Consider the following 15,881-nt stretch of genomic DNA (forward strand, 5'->3'; position numbering starts at 1 on the left):
ATCGTTCGATCGCTTCATCGCGCCTCCTGGTTGCTTGGCGCAGGCCGCCGCGCGTCAGCGCTGCCGTCCTCCGCCCGCCACGTCGACGATCACGCTGGCCAGCGTCGGCATGTCGACCGGCTTGCACAGATACGCATCGAAACCGGCCGCCATCACGCGGTTGCGGTCCGCCGTGCCCGCGTGTGCGGTCACCGCGACGACGGGCAGGCGCCCGCCGCCGTCGGGCAAATGGCGGATATGGTCGAGCAGCCAGTAGCCGTCGCCGTCCGGCATCGCGAGATCGGACAGCACGACGCTCGGCGGCTGCTGCGCGACCACGTCGAGTGCGTCGCGCCCCGATCGAGCCGTCGACACCTGTGCGCCCAGCGTTTCGAGCGCCGCCGCGAGGCTGGCGCGCGACGTCGCATCGTCGTCGACCACCAGCACGCGCTGGCCGTCGAGCGCCACCGCCGTCGACGCGCCGCTCGGCCGTAACGGCTGGCCGGTCACATCGTCGGCGCTCCAGTCCACCGGCAGCATGACGGTCACGGTCGTGCCGCGCCCGGCACCGTCGCTCGCGGCCGCCACCTCGCCGCCGTGCAGCCGCACGATGTTGCGCACGATAGACAAACCGAGGCCGAGGCCGCGTTTCGGCGATGCGGATGCGCCCTCCGACCGGTTGAACGTGTCGAACAGATGCGGCAGGCGATCCGCGGAAATGCCCTGCCCCGTGTCGGCGACGGACAGCCGCACGCGCGCGCCGGCCCGCGTCAGCGATACCTTGATGTGGCCGCCCGCCGGTGTGAACTTGATTGCGTTCGACAGCAGGTTCGACAGCACCTGGCGAATGCGCTCGCCATCCGCGTTGATCACGCAGCTGGACATCGCGCACGCGGTGGACAGTTCGAGCCCGTTCGCCTCGGCGGTTGCGGCGAGCGCGCGCACGGCCTCGTGCACGATGCGCACGAGATCGACGGGTGTACGTTCGAGCCGCATCCGGCCCGTCGCGAGCGACGACGCGTCGAGCAGGTCGCCGACCATGCGCGACAGCGACCGCGCGCTGCGATCGATCGCGTCGATCGCCTGATGCGCGAAACCCTGGCCGTCGACGCTGCGCAGCACCTCGACCCAGCCGTAGATCACGTTCAGCGGCGTGCGCAATTCATGCGACACGGTCGCGAGCAGTTCGTCCTTCAACCGGTTCGATTCGTCGGCCTGCACGCGTGCGTCGCGCGCGCCGCGCAGCGAGCGCAGGTCGCGCCGCTCGTCGCGACGGCGGTCCTGCGCCTCGCGCAGCGTCATCGACAGGCCGGTGCAGTTGCCTTGCGCGTCGATGATCGGCGCTGCCTCGACGGTCGCGCGAAACCGCGCCCCGTCGCCGCGCACGCACAGAACGTCGAGCGGGCCGGTCGGCGCACGCGCGTTGGCGAACGATGCGGGAACCGGATGCAGCCGCAGCCAGCGAGGCGCGATCAGCGTCGTGACGTCGCGCCCGACCGCCGCCGCGACGTCGATGCCGAAGAGGCGCCGCGCCGCCGGGTTCCAGCTCGTGATCCGCCGCACGGCATCGACACCGACGATCGCGTCCGGCGATGCATCGACCACGCGGCGCAGCAGGACGTCGTCGAGTGCGCGCGGCGCGGGCGCCGGTTCGCGGCCCGGCATGCGCGCGTCGTCTGCTTCGGCATTGTCTGCTTCGGCCTCGTCGGCTCCGCGCAGCCGGTCGTTCGCAATCAGCGGCTTGACGGCCAGCACGAGCATGCATTCGACGAAGCCGATCGCGACGAAGACGCCGGCACGCATGAGCAGCACGGGCAGCGGCACATCGCGCCACCACCACGCGCCGATCACGGCCACACTCGCGGCGGTCGCGGCCAGACCGCCGCCGAACGAAGTCAGCCAAGCCGCAGCCGCGACACCGGCGTACAAAGGCAGCGGTGCAAACGGTTCACGCATGCCGACGACGTGAATCGCCCACACCTGTAGCGCGGACGCCAGCCCGACGGCCAGCACGACCCATGCGCCCTGCCGAAACAGCTCACGGGTAAAGGTTCTCATCGTGTTCCTGCATCGCCCTGCGACCGTCGCTCGACGGCATGCGGTCGAGCGGACGGGGCGAGCCTACGCGCTCAGCAACGCGCGTGCCCGCGACTGTGCGCCCGGTGCGTGCGCAGCCCGGACTGCGTCACCGGTGCCGCCGTGCGCTGCCGCGTCGCCCGACCGTTCGCAGCGCTTGCTGCGAATCGATGACACGTACCTTTCGATTTTTCAATCATCGGCTGTAAAAATGCACCGGCCGGCATGTCGGCTGCCGTCCGTCGGCGGATGTGCCGCGCCGATCGCCAATTTCTTCGGACATTGCCGCGGGCATTGGTAATTTCTAAATCGCGGCACCTTCCGTGCGCTTTCGCTGTCGATGATAGATATTGCAAAGAAGGGAATGCGCGGTGCCGATTTTCAAAACGGCCCGCCGACGCCTATGGCCGAATCCGCAAACCGTCCGAAGCAACGCGCCGACGCGCGCCGGCTTTCCGGCCGCTCCGCGGCGATGCGCACGTTGCTCTGCCGTATCGAGAAAATCGCTCCGACCCGCGCGAGCGTGATGATTGCCGGCGAAAGCGGGGTCGGCAAGGATATCGTCGCGCGCCGGCTTCACGACCTGAGCGCGCGACGCGACGGGCCGTTCGTGCCGGTCAACTGCGGCGCGATTCCGGCGGACATCGCCGAAGCGCAATTGTTCGGTCACGAGAAAGGCAGCTTCACCGGCGCAATCGCGCAACGCGAAGGATTCTTCGAAGCCGCGTGCGGCGGCACGCTGCTGTTCGACGAGATCGCGGAAATGCCCGCGCCGCTGCAGGTGAAGCTGCTGCGCGCGCTCGAATCGAACACGATCGTGCGCGTCGGCGGCACCGAGTCGATTCCGCTCGACGTGCGCATCGTGTCGGCGACCCGCCACAACCCCGCCGAAGCCGTGCGCGACGGCCGGCTGCGCGAGGATCTGTTCTACCGCCTTGCCGCGTTCGCGCTGTACGTGCCGCCGCTGCGCCAGCGCAGCGGCGACGTCGAGGCGATCGCGCACGAGTTCGTCGATGCGCTCAACGCGCGGCACCGCTCGCACAAGCGGCTGACCGATGCGGCGATCGCCGCGCTGCGCGCATATTCGTGGCCCGGCAACGTCCGCGAGCTGCGCAACACGATCGAGCGCGCGTACATCCTCGCGGACGACGGCATCGACATCGCACTGCCGAAGCCGACGATGCTGCCCGACCACACGTCGGACGACGCGATGGCGCTGCCGCTCGGCGCAACGCTGCACCACGCGCAGCAGCGCTTCATCGCGGCGACGCTGCAGCACTTCGACGGCAACAAGCCGCAAGCGGCGAAAGCGCTCGGCATCAGCCTGAAAACGCTCTACAACCGGCTGGCGCTGATGCGCGACGACGCGCGCGACTGAGCGGCGCCGCGCGCGCGGCGTGCGGCGCGTGCCGATCAGGCTCGCGTCACCCGATGCCGGTCACGCGACCTTGAACTGCCCGACCGTCGCCGCAAGCGCGTTCGCCTGGGTCTGCAGCGCGGTGGCGGCCGCGGTCGACTGTTCGACGAGCGCCGCGTTCTGCTGGACCATCTCGTCGAGCTGCGTGACCGCGCGGTTCACTTCCTGGATGCCGCGCGTCTGCTCGTTCGCCGCGTGCGTGATCTCGGAGATGATCGTCGTCACGTTCGCGACGTTCGACACGATTTCGCGCATCGTGTCGCCGGCCTGGCGCACCTGCCCCGACCCGGCCGACACGCTCGCCACCGTCGACTCGACCAGCACCTTCACCTCGCGCGCGGCCTGCGCGCTGCGTTGCGCGAGACTGCGCACTTCCTGCGCGACGACCGCGAAACCGCGCCCTTGCTCGCCGGCACGCGCGGCTTCCACGGCCGCATTCAGCGCAAGGATGTTGGTCTGGAACGCGATCCCGTCGATCACGCCGATGATGTCGCCGATCCGGCCCGACGCTTCCTCGATCTTCCCCATCGTGGACACGACGTCCGAGACGACCACGCCGCCGTGCGACGCGATCCGCGATGCCGCGGCCGCGCGTTCGTCGGCCTGGCTCGCCGCGGCGGCCGACTGACCGACCGTCGCGGTGATCTCTTCCATCGATGCGGCCGTTTCCTCGAGGCTCGCGGCCGCCGATTCGGTGCGCGACGAAAGATCCTGGTTGCCCGCGGCGATCTCGTTCGCGGCCGTGCGCACCGATTCGCTCGCGTCGCGGATCTGCCGCATCACGTCGTTCAGCTTGTCGACGAAGCTGTTGAACGAGCGCGCGATGTCGGCCACCTCGTCGCTGCCTTCGGCCGGCAGGCGCTGCGTCAGGTCGCCGGTGCCCGAGCCGATCGACGCCATCGCCTGGCGCACCTGCGACAGACGGCGGAACGCGGTTGCGGTGATCGCGCCGACGATCAGCGACGCGACGCCCACGATCACCACGAGCGTGATGAGCGACGCGGTCAGCAGCGAGCGCATCCCGGCCGTCGCTTCCGACTTGTCGAGCAGGACCAGCGCGTACCAGTCGGTGCCCGGCACGGCCTGCGCGCGCACCAGCTTCGCGTCGCCGCCCACGTGCACCTCGACCGGCGCGCTGGCCGCGGCCAGCGACGCGGCGCTCATGCCGCCGAGGTCGGGCGACACGTCGGCGACCGGCTTCAGCGTGAGCTTCGCGTCCGGATGCGCGACGACGTGGCCATTGCTGTCGATCAACATCCCGAAGCTCGCGGGCGTCGGATGAATCGACTTCACGTTCGCGATCACGCTGTCCATCGCGACGTCGGCCGCGACGACGCCCTTCAGTGCGCCGTCGCGCAGGATCGGCACCGCGAACGTGACGACCAGGTTGCCGGTGCCGGCATCGACGTACGGCGGCGTGACGACCGGCTTGCCGGCCTGCGCGGCCTGCTTGTACCACGGGCGGCCGGTCGGGTCGTAATCGGGCGGAATGCCGGTCGGGTCGGAGAAGCGGAACGCCTTGTCCGCGTAGCCCGCGTAGACGTTCGTGAAACCACCGGCCGCGGCCATCTGCTTGAACACCGGCAGCGGATCCGGCGACAGCGCGGCATCCTGCAGCGACGCGATCATCCGGCTGCGGGTCGCGACCCAGTCGCCGATGCCGACCACATGGCCGCTGGCGACGGATTTCAGGTTGCGGTCGATCGCATCGTCGTTGTACGAGCGCGCGATGAAGTAGTTGATCAGCGTGGTGGCGACGAGCGCGAATACGACGATGGCGACGCACGCGGCAAGGATGCGGGTGCGAATGGACGAGAACATGGCAACGACTCGGTAAGGGAGCGCGAACGCCCGGTGGACGAATTCACCGGGTAAACGGCATTCGCGCTACTTACTTGAGGCCGTTGTGTCGATTCGATGAAACGTATGACGAAAGTTGCCGTCGGCATGAAGGTGCGTGACGGCATGCTTGCGCGCAGCGATTGCCGACGGGGCATGCACGCGCGTCGGCATCGGGCTGCAATCGGCCGCGGTCAGCGCGTCGGTGGCGCTTGCCGCAGCGGGCCGCCTTCACAGACGGCGGCTGGTACCCGTGTCCGGCTCGCGGCGCGGCGTGCTGGCGTGCGTGTCGCGCTCGAGTTCGTCCTGTCGGCGCATCCGTTCGCGCAGATGGCGGATCGCGAACACATGGATGTAATCGTGCACGCGGGCATCGGACGACAACGCACGCATTTCGTCGTCGAGCATCGCGCGCAACTGGTCGTCGCCGATCGAGCGCTGTTCGGCGACGGCCTTCAAGGCCTCAAGCATATTGTCCTGTGACATCGACGGGCTCCTGGCGGTCGAGGAACGAAAGGAAATGATGACGCTACCGGAAGATTAGAGACTGGACAGCCGCCCGGCGTACGATGCGCCGAAGCGTGTTTGCGCGCGCTCAACAGCACGTTGCGTACCGCCGCACCGATCCGTCGCCGGATCGGCTCGCGCACAGGATCCGCGGTGCGCATGGCCCGCGGACGACTGGAAGATTACTCGCGCCACCCCGAGGCGCGGCACCGTCGATCGCGCGGACGATAAACCCTCGCACGATGCCGATGCAGTGAGGAAACTTAGACCGGCCGAAATTGTGCGTCAAGCGATGCGCGCCGCACGCGATTCGTCTGTTCGAATGCACCGGATCGGGGCGCCGCGCGTCGCGCGCCGCTGCAACCTGTCGTCGAACCTGCGTGTCAGCGGATTCCGATACGTCGCCCGCGATGTCTGACAGCGAGTTCAGCACGCGCCGATTGGCAGCGCGGGCTGCGCGGCGGATACTGACGTCATGAACGATGCGTTCATACCCGGTCATCGCTCAGCCGGCCGTCGAGCCGGCACGCGGGGTCGGGCGCAGGAGACCATCATGGCCCATCGCAACTTCCCGGCGCGGGACGGACAGCAGCGCACGCGCATGCTGTCCGCGCCTGCCGCGCCGGTCGCATTCAGCCCGCCCGACGACGATCTCGACGCGCTGCTCACGCTCGCGCGCGAATCCGGCTTGCTCATCACGCTCGATGGGCAGATCGGCCGCGAAAAATACCAGAGCGTCGCGGGGTCCGTGCTCGCGCTGCAGCGCTTCGCCGCCGCGCTGCGCGCGCGGGCCGGTGCCGGCGCACCCGTCGCAGTGAGGCCGCGCCGCAAGACGCGCCCCGGCTGGCCGCGGCTGCGCAATCGCATGCCGGGCGGACGAGGACGGCCGCATGGCGTGCGTCGGCGCGCACGCGTGTGCCACGCCGGCCGCCGACGGCACGATCTGCGAGTGCCGCGCGCGGCATAGGCGCGTGCACGCCGCCGACGCGGCACGGGCCAGCGCGACGTTTGCGAAAGCTGCCACGCCAATCGGCCGCGACCGCAGCGCGCCTGCACGTCGCATGCCGCCGCACGCCGTTGCGCACGGCCACTTCGCCCAGAACAACACCTGCGAGGAAAGTAGTCTGCACGGGGCCAGGAAGCGGACGGGGTGAAGTCACCCCGTCCGTCATTCCAAGGCAGCCGCAGGCTGCCTACCCTCGCGCCAGAGAGTTCGTGATGGGCCAATGCGCCACGCATCGCGTGGGACGGCTCCGGAATTCTGTTGAAGCGCGAGCGGCGTCGGGTATGCGCCCGTTCGCGCGGTGCCGGCCTGACGTGTCGAATCGCCGTGTCGCGCACGGACGATGGACAACCCGCCACGACGGACGTTCTGTCACTATCTCATGCAAGGCGCACGGCGTTTCTGACGCAAATCAACGAAAGTTCGATTCGCCACCATCGCGTCGAGAGACTTTCACTCCGCGCCGCGCACGAGCAGCACCGGCACCTGCGCCAAATGCGCGACCCGGCGCGCGACGCTGCCGATCAGCCAGGCGGCGATGCCACGCCGGCCATGCGTGCCGACCACCAGCAACTCCGCGTGCCAGTGCACCGCGTCGCGCATCAACGCATGGGCGACGTCGTCGCTGGTCGGCCGCGTTTCGATGATGCCGCGCTTGGTCGGGTTTCCCGTCGCATGGAACAGCGGGCCGATCCGCGCCAGCGCATCCTCGCCTTCCGCGCGATACGCGTCCTCGAGCGCGCGCACCGGCACGATATCCGTCAGACGAACCGCGCGATCGACGACATACGCCGCGTAGAGCAGCGTCGTCGGCGCCGCGAAGCCGAGCCCGACGCGCACCGCATGCAGCGACGGCTCGCTGCCGTCCACGGCAAACATCAGGCGCTGCAGCGGCCCGTCCGACGGCCGCGCATAATCGGCGGGCACGATCAGCAGCGCACAGCGTGCGCGGGCGGCGAGCGTGTCGGACACCGCACCCTCGACGAGCCGCAGCAGTCCATGGTGCGGATTGGCGCCGACCACGAGCACGTCGGCGCGCGATGCCGACGTGTCGTTCGCGAGTGCATCGGCCACCGTGCCGCCGGTAACCGACGTATCGATGATCACCTGCTCGATCTCCGCGCCGCTGCCGGCGAACAGTGCCGCGATGCGCTCGAGCGTCGCCTGCGCTTCGCGAGTCATCTCGTCGCGCGCCGAGCTCAGCAGTGCATCGACGCGCGGAATGTCGGGCAGCACGAGGCGCGGATTGTCGATTGCGCAGACGATACGCACATGGATGCCGGGACGCAGCAGCATGCGCGTGTAGCGCGCGGCGGCCAGCGACTCCGGCGTCAGGTCGACGGCCAGCGAAATACGGGCAAGCGGCGGGATGGTCGGGCTGGATGGCATGGCGAAGGTCTCCTGGCGGACGCGTCGTCGCGGACGACGACCGGAGCTTCGCGCGGACAGCGGCACGCGCCGGATGGAGGGCCGGCGCGGTCGCGGGGATCGGCGATCGGCGAACGGCCACGCGAAGCGCGGACAAGCGATTCAGACAGCATATGTCGCCCGCGCCGCACGTGCATGATCGCGATCAATGCACGTGCGGTTCGCAGCGCGCCGCGCGCACACGTGCGACGCGCGGCAGGCCGAGCGTCGCCCGGCTGGCTTACGACTTCGTCGATGCGGGCGCACCCGCGCGATTCGCATGGAACACCGCGTATGCGATACCGAGCAGCACGATCCACGCCGGGCCGATCACGAGCGCGACGCGCGTGTCCGGCGTGAACGCCATCAGCACGACGACCAGCGCGAGAAACCCGAGCGCGACGAAGGAGCCGAGCGGATAGAACGGCACGCGGATCGGCAGGCGCGCGATCCTGTCGGCCGACAGCGTGCGGCGAAAGCGCATCTGCGCGATCAGGATCACGCACCACGTCCAGATCGCGCCGAACGTCGACACCGACGTCAGCCACGTGAACACCTGCTGCGGCGCCAGGTAGTTGAGCAACACGCCGATCAACAGCAGCGCGACCGACACGGCGACGCCGTACACCGGCACGCCGTTGCGGTTCACGCGACCGAGGCGCGCCGGCGCCTGGCCCTGCTGCGCGAGGTTGTAGAGCATCCGCGCGGTGCTGAACAGCCCGCTGTTGCACGACGACAGCGCCGCGGTCAGCACGACGAAGTTGATGATGCCGGCGGCGGCCGGGATCCCGAGCCGCGAGAAGGTCATCACGAATGGGCTGCCCTGCGTGCCGATCTGGTCCCACGGATAGAGCGACATGATCACGAACAGCGCACCGATGTAGAAGATCAGCACGCGCCAGAATACCGAGTTCACCGCCTTCGTCAGCGACTTCTCCGGATTGCGCGCCTCGCCGGCCGTGAGGCCGAGCATTTCGACGCCGAGATACGCGAACATCACGATCGGCAGCGCGCCGATGACGCCGTCGATGCCGTTCGGCATGAAACCGCCATGCGCCCACAGGTTCGAGATGCCCGTCGCGATGCCGCCGTTACCGATGCCGAACGCGATCATGAGGCCGCCGCCCACGATCATCAGCACGATCGTGACGATCTTGATCAGCGCGAACCAGAACTCGAACTCGCCGTACAGCTTGACGGCGATGAAGTTCACCGCGCCCATCGCCGTGAGCGCCGCGAGCGCCCAGATCCAGTTCGGCACGCCCGGGAACCACATGTGCATGTAGACGCCGACCGCCGTGATCTCCGCCATGCAGGTGACGATCCACACGAACCAGTAGGTCCAGCCGGTCAGGTAGCCCGCGAGCGGGCCGAGATAGTCGCGCGCATAGCGGCTGAACGCGCCGGCGACCGGATTGGTGATCGCCATTTCGCCGAGCGCGCGCATGATCAGGAAAATCGCGATGCCGCCCAGCAGGTACGTCAGCAGGATGGCCGGGCCGGCCGTGCGGATCGCGGTGGCCGAGCCGAGGAACAGGCCGACGCCGATCGTCGCGCCGAGCGCCATCAGGTTGATGTGCCGCTCTTCCAGCCCGCGGTGCAGTTGGTCTTCCGGTTGTGTCAAGTCCGTCTCCTGGCAGCCGCGAACGGGCCGCCGTCATTGTCGATGTCAATGCGCGGCCGTTCATGCCGATACTGGCAAACCGAAAACGAAAAATCCCCGCCGCCGTTTCTGGATTAAAAACGTTGCGGATACTGCGTCACTCCGATTGGAATCGCCGTTGATTATCGGCATTTTCCGGAACAATCCGGAAAACGGATCGGTCTTTCACGGAATACGCCCGTGCGGCCCGTGCGACACGGCTGTGCGCGTGGCGGGCAGCAACGGGATCAATCGCCTTCGGCGCGAACGAGCGCGCGTCGAATGTGCGCAATCACGCGCACGCAATATGCAGGCGAGATTATAGGAATAATCAGACGATTCGTGTCAGCCGATTTTCTCGGCGGCGGGAAGCGTGAAATCGGACGTGAAATGCGGACGTGCGCGGAATCCCGCGCCCGATTTATTTCGACAACGTCGCGCGCACCGTATATTCACCGGCGAGCGCCGCATGTTCGGGCCGCACGAAATACCGCGATGAATCGAGATCGGCCGGCAGCGGCTCGACCGGATAGCCGTGCTTCTCCCACGCGTCGAGGCCGCCCTTCAGCGCCTTGATGTTGTGGAGCATCTTCTTGCGCTGCATCTTCGCGATCAGGCGCTTCGCGGTTGCCTCGTTCGGGCATACGCAATACACGACGATCGGCCGCTTCAGCAGCTCCGGATCGAGCAGATCCGGCGAATCGAGATCGACCGGCACCGCGCCGGCGATCCGGTACGGCTCGCGTTCGCGAATCGCGCGCGGCCGCGCGTCGAAGATCAGCGGCGGCTCGTTGGACGTCATCATCTCGACGAGTTGCGGCGGCGAGATGCGCACCTGCGCGAGGTAGCGGCGGAACTGCACGCGGCGCACCCAGCGATAAAGCAGGAACGTGATGAAGATCGCGAGGAACGCATCGAGGATCGTGCCGCCGCTCGCGCGCACCCACAGCACGAACTGGACGATCTGGTCATGCACGGCCGCGCCGCCGACGAGCCAGAACGCCGCCCACAGCGACGCGCCGGCCAGATCCCAGAACAGGAACACGCCGATGCCGATCGCCGTCGTGCCGAGCAGCGGCGCCGACACGAGGCCGAGGCCCGGCAGGAATTTGGAGAGGACGAGCAGCGGCGCGCCGTATCTTTCGAATACATTGCGCGCGAAGCGCAGCGTCGTGTCGAGCGACAGCGAGAATCGCACGAGGCCGTTCAGCAAGCGCCGGCCGCGCGTGCGGCCCATGAAGAACCACAGCGAATCGGCAAGCATCGTCGCACCGATCGCCGCCGCGAACATGCTCGCCCAGGACGCCTGCCCCATCGCCGCCATCGTGCCGCCGAGAATCAGCATCGGCACGGCCGGCACCGGCACGCCGAGCTGCGTGATCAGTACGCTCGCGAACACGGCCCAAGGACCGAGCGACGAGGGAATCGCGATGGGAAAGTGCCACACGGCGGCGCTCCTGGAAGACAGGCTGACCGTGCGACGGGGGCGGCCGTCGATACGGCTGGCAGCGATCGCCGCGGTACGTCCGCGACCAATCCTGCACCACCGTGCATTCTAAACGGGTTTGGCCGGGATCGCGCGGAAGGGCTGCCGTTGACGGCGGCCGCCATGCTCACGCATCGGCGCGCTGCGCGAGCCGCGCGACGTGCTCCGCGTACTCGGGAAACGCGGCGGCCAGTGCCGTCGCGTCCGCGAGTTCGAATTCCGCGAACTCGAACCCCGGCGCGACCGTGCAGCCGACCAGCGCGACATGCTCCGGCGACGCGCAGCGCGCGCCGAACCAGCGCCCTGCCGGCACGACCGCCTGGAATACGGTGCCGGGATGCGTGAGCGGGTTGCCGAGCCGATGGATCGTCAGGCCGTCGTGTTCGTCGAGGACCCACACTTCGAGCGGATCGCCCGCGTAGAAATGCCAGACTTCATCGGAACGGATCCGGTGCCACGACGAATACGCGCCATCGCACAGCAGGTAGTAGATCGCGGTCGACGCCGCGCGCGGCGCGCCGTCGGCCGGGCGCACGACCGTATCGGCCGCGCGGTAGGTTTCCCGGAAATAACCGCCCTCGGGGTGCGGTTGCAGATCGAACTGGCGAATCAGGTCGGCGGCGGAGATGGGCATGGCGAATGACGTCGGTGAAGGAGTGGACCGGGCACGCGCTACACGGGGGCCGCCCGGAAATCCCGTCGGCCGGGCTCGCGTGCCGCTGCGTCGATCGCCGCGGCCATGCACGCGGCGACGGGATCGCGCGCGCCACGCGGCGCGCGGCGATCAAGCGAACACCGGCCGATGCTGCCAGAAGTGCGGGCCGCGATGCAACCGGCGCCGCGCAATCATGTCGTCGGGACACGGCGGCGCAACGCATCGCCGCGTCGCGCGATGCGCCGCACCCGCCATCACACCGACATCCGCACCGCAGCCGCCTGCCCGCCGCTCATGGCTCGGCGCCGCACCGCCCCTTCACGCGGTTGCAGCCGCAGTCGGCTCGTCGTGGCGCACCAGCAGCACGGGCCGGTCGGCCGCGCGCAGCAGCGATTCCGCGACGCTGCCCAGCAACAGCCGGCGCAGGCCATGCCGCCCGCTCGTGCCCATCACGATCAGGTCGGCGCCGGCCTCGGCCGCCGTGCGCATCAGCACCGCGGCGATGTCCTCGCCGTACGCGTCGAGCGCGCGCACGGTGCCCGGCACGTGCCGCTGCGCGAGCGCCGCCTTCGCGTAGTCGAGCACGGGTGTCGCCGCATCGGCTGCCGCCGCGTCGCCGTCGTGTTCGGCCGCGAAGCCCGCATCGACGTCGACGAGCTGCGGCCGGTGCTCGACGACATACGCGCACGTGATCTCGCCGCCGGATGCCTGCGCGATCCGGATCGCCTCGTTCAACGCGAGACGCGCACTCGGGCTGCCATCGAGCCCGACGAAAATCCGCTTGTACATGGTCCGCCCTCCGACCGGGCGCTCGCCGCGCATCGCGCGAACGACGCCCTCGTCACCGCAAGCCGGCCCGATGCCGGCTCGCCTGCCGAACAGTCTGCCCCCACGTGACGACACGCCGGTTGACGCGTGTCAATCGCGGCCGGGACGCCAGTTGCACCGCCCGGCATCTCATTTTTAGCTGACCCTATTACAAAAAACGTGCAAAACGCGCACAATTTAATCTTGAAAATAGACGCCGCACGCGGCCGGTGCGATTTTTCCCCGGTTATGCCGCGCCGCCCGAGTGCCACGGGCGGCCCCGACACCAGAATGGCCATCGAATGACCGCCAGTGGAACCCCGCCGCGTGACGCCCGAGGGCCCACGCGTTTCCAGACCATGTTACGCCAGCCGCTCGCGGCTGGCGTCGTTACGCTGTTCGCCGGCGCCGTGCTGTCGCTCGGCGTCGCGCTGCTCGTTCGCGAGCAGTGGCAAGGCGCCGTCCATACGCGCTTCGAGCGGCGCACGACGCACGTGACGGCGATGCTGCGCCATGAGCTGCAAGCCGGCGTCGCCGTGCTCGAAAGCACGCGCGGCGCGTTCGCGCTCGCGCCGCAGATGACGCCCGAGCAATGGCGCCGATATGCCGACACGCTCGAGCTCGACAACGGGCGTTCGCCGATCCGGCAAGTCGGCTATGCGCCGCTGTCGCCCGCGGCGCGCAGCGCCCTCGCCGGCCACGCGCCGATGCCGGCCGGCCCGCTCGCGGTGGCGACGCTCGGCGCGCCCGCGTCGAGCTCGGCCGGCGTGCGCTTCGGCGCGACGGACCAGGCGCCCATGGCGCACGCGCTGCGCACGGGCGATGTCGCCCTCGGTGTCCATTCGGCCGACGACGATACGTCCCGAGATGCGCGTACCCTCACGCTGTTCCTGCCCGCGACGGCTTCACCGCGCACCACCGCCGCGCCGGCCGGCGCCCGCGAGACGGGCGCCGACGGCGTGCTGTTCGCGCAGGTGAGCCCGAATCGCTTGATCGAGCGCGCACTCGATGCGGAACGCGGGCTCGACCTGCGGATGAGCGCCGGCGACGATCCCCGGCCGATCGCGAGTGCCGAGACGACGACCGACGAAGCCTCCGCGTCGCCTGACCTGATGCGGCGCACCGACCAGCTGAATTTCGGCGGGACCGTGCTGACGCTCGCCTATTCCGCGGACGGCCGCCCGAGCGCGACGGGCGCGCAGCGCGCGGCGGGCACGGTGCTCGCCGCGGGCCTGATCGCGTCGTTCGCATTCGCGGCGCTCGTCCATGCGTTGCTGCGCGGCCGCGCCGGCGCCGCCGATACGGGCGCCAGCAGCCGCGGCATCCTGAACGAGGCGCGGATGATGGGCATCATCCGCTCGTCGATGGAAGCGATCATCACGATCGACGAGAAGCAGACGGTCGTGATCTTCAACCCGATGGCCGAACAGGTATTCGGCGTGTCGGCGATGGAGGCGATCGGCGCGCCGCTGTCGCGCTTCATCCCCGAACGGTTTCGTGCCGCGCACGCGAAGCACGTCGACCAGTTCGGCGTGACGGGCGTGTCGGAGCGGCAGATGGGCCGCCAGCGCGTGCTGTTCGGGCTGCGCGGCAACGGCGAGGAATTCCCGATCGAAGCGTCGATCTCGCAGATCCGCGACGCGTCGGGCAAGCTCTATACGGTCATGCTGCGCGACATCACCGAGCGGCAGCGCGCAGAGAATGCACTGAAGCAGTCGCGCGAGGAGCTGCGCGAACTGTCGGCGAACCTGCAGAACGTGCGCGAAGAGGAAAAGACCCGCATCGCGCGCGAACTGCACGACGACCTCGGCCAGCAACTCACCGCGCTGAAGATGGACCTGTCCGTCATCGAGCAGCAACTGCGTGCGCCGAACCGCGCGCAACCCGACGACGACGTGCTGTCGCAACTGCAGGGCATGCGCCGGCTGATCGACGCGACCGTCGCGTCGGTGCGGCGCATCGCAGCCGACCTGCGCCCCGTGATGCTCGACGATCTCGGCCTCGTGCCCGCGATCGAATGGCTGGCGAACGATTTCACGAACCGCTACGGCATCGACGTCGAACGCCAGATCGAAACCGGCGGCCTCACGTTCACCAGTACCGGGGCGACCACGCTGTTCCGGATCGTCCAGGAAGCGCTGACGAACGTCGCGCGCCATGCGGATGCGACGCGCGTCGCATTGCGGCTCGACATCGAGGAAGGCTTCTGCGTGCTGCGCGTCGCGGACAACGGCCGCGGCGCGGCACCGGGCGGCACCGCCCACGAGGACAAGTCGTTCGGACTGATCGGCATTCGCGAACGCGCACACATGCTGGGCGGGAGCGTGACGATCGATACCGCGCTCGCGCGCGGCTTCTCGATCACCGTCGCGTTCCCGCTCGGCACCGTTCAACAGGAAACCACCCTCACATGATCAAGGTGCTCATCGCCGACGACCATACGCTCGTGCGCGACGGTCTGCGGCACATTCTCCAGAACACCACCGCATTCGAAGTGGCCGGCGAAGCGTGCGACGGGCCGTCGACGATCGCGCTGATTCGCTCGACGCCAGCCCAGGTGCTGGTGCTCGACCTGTCGATGCCGGGCCGCAACGGCGTCGAGCTGATCAAGCAGATCAAGGACGAGAAGCCCGCGCTACGCGTACTCGTGCTGACCATGCATGCGGAACAGCAGTACGCGGTGCGCGCGTTCCGCGCCGGCGCGTCGGGCTACCTGACCAAGGAAAGCGCGAGCGCCGAACTGGTCGGCGCGGTGACCAAGGTTGCATCGGGCGGCGTCTACGTGAGCCTCGCGATGGCCGAGCAATTCGCGCAAAGCCTGAACGAACCGGCCGAGACGCTGCCGCACCAGCGGCTGTCCGATCGCGAGTTCGACGTGTTCCGCCGGATCGCCGCCGGACAGACGCTGACCGAGATCGCGCAGGCGCTGTGCGTGAGCGCGAAGACGGTCAGCACCTACAAGACCCGGATCCTGGAAAAGATGCAGATGCCGCACGAAGCGGCGCTGGTCCGCTACGCGATGCGGCACAAGCTGCTCGACGAGACGGACGACGTCTAGGCGCA

At 68.8% G+C, this 15,881-nt stretch carries 12 protein-coding genes; 4 read left to right on the plus strand and 8 right to left on the minus strand.

Features of this window, described 5'->3' with window-relative positions:
• Positions 1-54: 54 nt before the first annotated feature.
• Entirely contained in the window at positions 55-2,037 is a 1,983-nt protein-coding gene (locus HW466_RS02690; RefSeq protein WP_151006034.1) for a hybrid sensor histidine kinase/response regulator, read from the minus strand.
• A 421-nt stretch (positions 2,038-2,458) separates the two neighbouring features.
• Here HW466_RS02690 and HW466_RS02695 point away from each other — a divergent pair, with 421 nt between their 5' ends.
• Entirely contained in the window at positions 2,459-3,433 is a 975-nt protein-coding gene (locus HW466_RS02695) for a sigma-54 interaction domain-containing protein (RefSeq protein ID WP_239005854.1), read from the plus strand.
• A gap of 60 nt (positions 3,434-3,493) precedes the next feature.
• Here the strand turns inward: HW466_RS02695 and HW466_RS02700 are convergent, their stop codons facing one another.
• Complete coding sequence (locus tag HW466_RS02700) at positions 3,494-5,293, minus strand: methyl-accepting chemotaxis protein (protein WP_059507395.1); 1,800 nt, start codon at positions 5,291-5,293, stop codon at positions 3,494-3,496.
• Between the two features lie 249 nt (positions 5,294-5,542).
• Positions 5,543-5,797 carry a DUF3562 domain-containing protein gene (locus HW466_RS02705; RefSeq protein WP_151006946.1) on the minus strand — a complete coding sequence of 85 codons (255 nt, stop codon included), beginning with the start codon at positions 5,795-5,797 and terminating at the stop codon, positions 5,543-5,545.
• A gap of 574 nt (positions 5,798-6,371) precedes the next feature.
• Between HW466_RS02705 and HW466_RS02710 the strand changes: the two genes are divergently transcribed.
• Positions 6,372-6,785, plus strand: a complete 414-nt coding sequence (locus HW466_RS02710) for a hypothetical protein (protein ID WP_059507394.1) — start codon at positions 6,372-6,374, stop codon at positions 6,783-6,785.
• A 489-nt stretch (positions 6,786-7,274) separates the two neighbouring features.
• Here HW466_RS02710 and HW466_RS02715 read toward each other — a convergent pair whose 3' ends face one another.
• From HW466_RS02715 to HW466_RS02735, 5 genes are all read right to left on the minus strand, one after another.
• Positions 7,275-8,210 carry a universal stress protein gene (locus HW466_RS02715; RefSeq protein ID WP_059450274.1) on the minus strand — a complete coding sequence of 312 codons (936 nt, stop codon included), beginning with the start codon at positions 8,208-8,210 and terminating at the stop codon, positions 7,275-7,277.
• Positions 8,211-8,469: 259 nt separating this feature from the next.
• Positions 8,470-9,852, minus strand: coding sequence for an amino acid permease (locus HW466_RS02720; RefSeq protein ID WP_060298545.1), 1,383 nt, complete (start codon positions 9,850-9,852; stop codon positions 8,470-8,472).
• A gap of 439 nt (positions 9,853-10,291) precedes the next feature.
• Entirely contained in the window at positions 10,292-11,317 is a 1,026-nt protein-coding gene (locus HW466_RS02725; RefSeq protein ID WP_059450272.1) for a DedA family protein/thiosulfate sulfurtransferase GlpE, read from the minus strand.
• A 166-nt stretch (positions 11,318-11,483) separates the two neighbouring features.
• Positions 11,484-11,990 (minus strand): cupin domain-containing protein, encoded by a 507-nt coding sequence (locus HW466_RS02730; protein ID WP_151006147.1) that lies wholly within the window; start codon positions 11,988-11,990, stop codon positions 11,484-11,486.
• A gap of 339 nt (positions 11,991-12,329) precedes the next feature.
• Positions 12,330-12,800 carry a universal stress protein gene (locus HW466_RS02735; RefSeq protein WP_174905386.1) on the minus strand — a complete coding sequence of 157 codons (471 nt, stop codon included), beginning with the start codon at positions 12,798-12,800 and terminating at the stop codon, positions 12,330-12,332.
• Between the two features lie 320 nt (positions 12,801-13,120).
• Between HW466_RS02735 and HW466_RS02740 the strand changes: the two genes are divergently transcribed.
• On the plus strand, positions 13,121-15,232 hold the full coding sequence (locus HW466_RS02740) for a PAS domain S-box protein (protein WP_174905387.1): 2,112 nt from the start codon (positions 13,121-13,123) through the stop codon (positions 15,230-15,232).
• Positions 15,229-15,876: a response regulator gene (locus HW466_RS02745; protein ID WP_059450268.1), complete on the plus strand. Its 648-nt coding sequence runs from the start codon at positions 15,229-15,231 to the stop codon at positions 15,874-15,876. The genes HW466_RS02740 and HW466_RS02745 overlap by 4 nt, the downstream gene beginning before the upstream one ends.
• Positions 15,877-15,881: the final 5 nt, after the last annotated feature.

The sequence above is a fragment of the Burkholderia territorii genome, from assembly GCF_902833055.1.
GTDB classification, from domain to species: domain Bacteria; phylum Pseudomonadota; class Gammaproteobacteria; order Burkholderiales; family Burkholderiaceae; genus Burkholderia; species Burkholderia territorii.

Coding starts and splice junctions, on each gene's coding strand:
- HW466_RS02690 (WP_151006034.1), bottom strand. CDS start 2,037: ATGAGAACCTTTACCCGTGAGCTGTTTCGGCAGGGCGCATGGGTCGTG.
- HW466_RS02695 (WP_239005854.1), top strand. CDS start 2,459: ATGGCCGAATCCGCAAACCGTCCGAAGCAACGCGCCGACGCGCGCCGG.
- HW466_RS02700 (WP_059507395.1), bottom strand. CDS start 5,293: ATGTTCTCGTCCATTCGCACCCGCATCCTTGCCGCGTGCGTCGCCATC.
- HW466_RS02705 (WP_151006946.1), bottom strand. CDS start 5,797: ATGTCACAGGACAATATGCTTGAGGCCTTGAAGGCCGTCGCCGAACAG.
- HW466_RS02710 (WP_059507394.1), top strand. CDS start 6,372: ATGGCCCATCGCAACTTCCCGGCGCGGGACGGACAGCAGCGCACGCGC.
- HW466_RS02715 (WP_059450274.1), bottom strand. CDS start 8,210: ATGCCATCCAGCCCGACCATCCCGCCGCTTGCCCGTATTTCGCTGGCC.
- HW466_RS02730 (WP_151006147.1), bottom strand. CDS start 11,990: ATGCCCATCTCCGCCGCCGACCTGATTCGCCAGTTCGATCTGCAACCG.
- HW466_RS02735 (WP_174905386.1), bottom strand. CDS start 12,800: ATGTACAAGCGGATTTTCGTCGGGCTCGATGGCAGCCCGAGTGCGCGT.
- HW466_RS02740 (WP_174905387.1), top strand. CDS start 13,121: ATGACCGCCAGTGGAACCCCGCCGCGTGACGCCCGAGGGCCCACGCGT.
- HW466_RS02745 (WP_059450268.1), top strand. CDS start 15,229: ATGATCAAGGTGCTCATCGCCGACGACCATACGCTCGTGCGCGACGGT.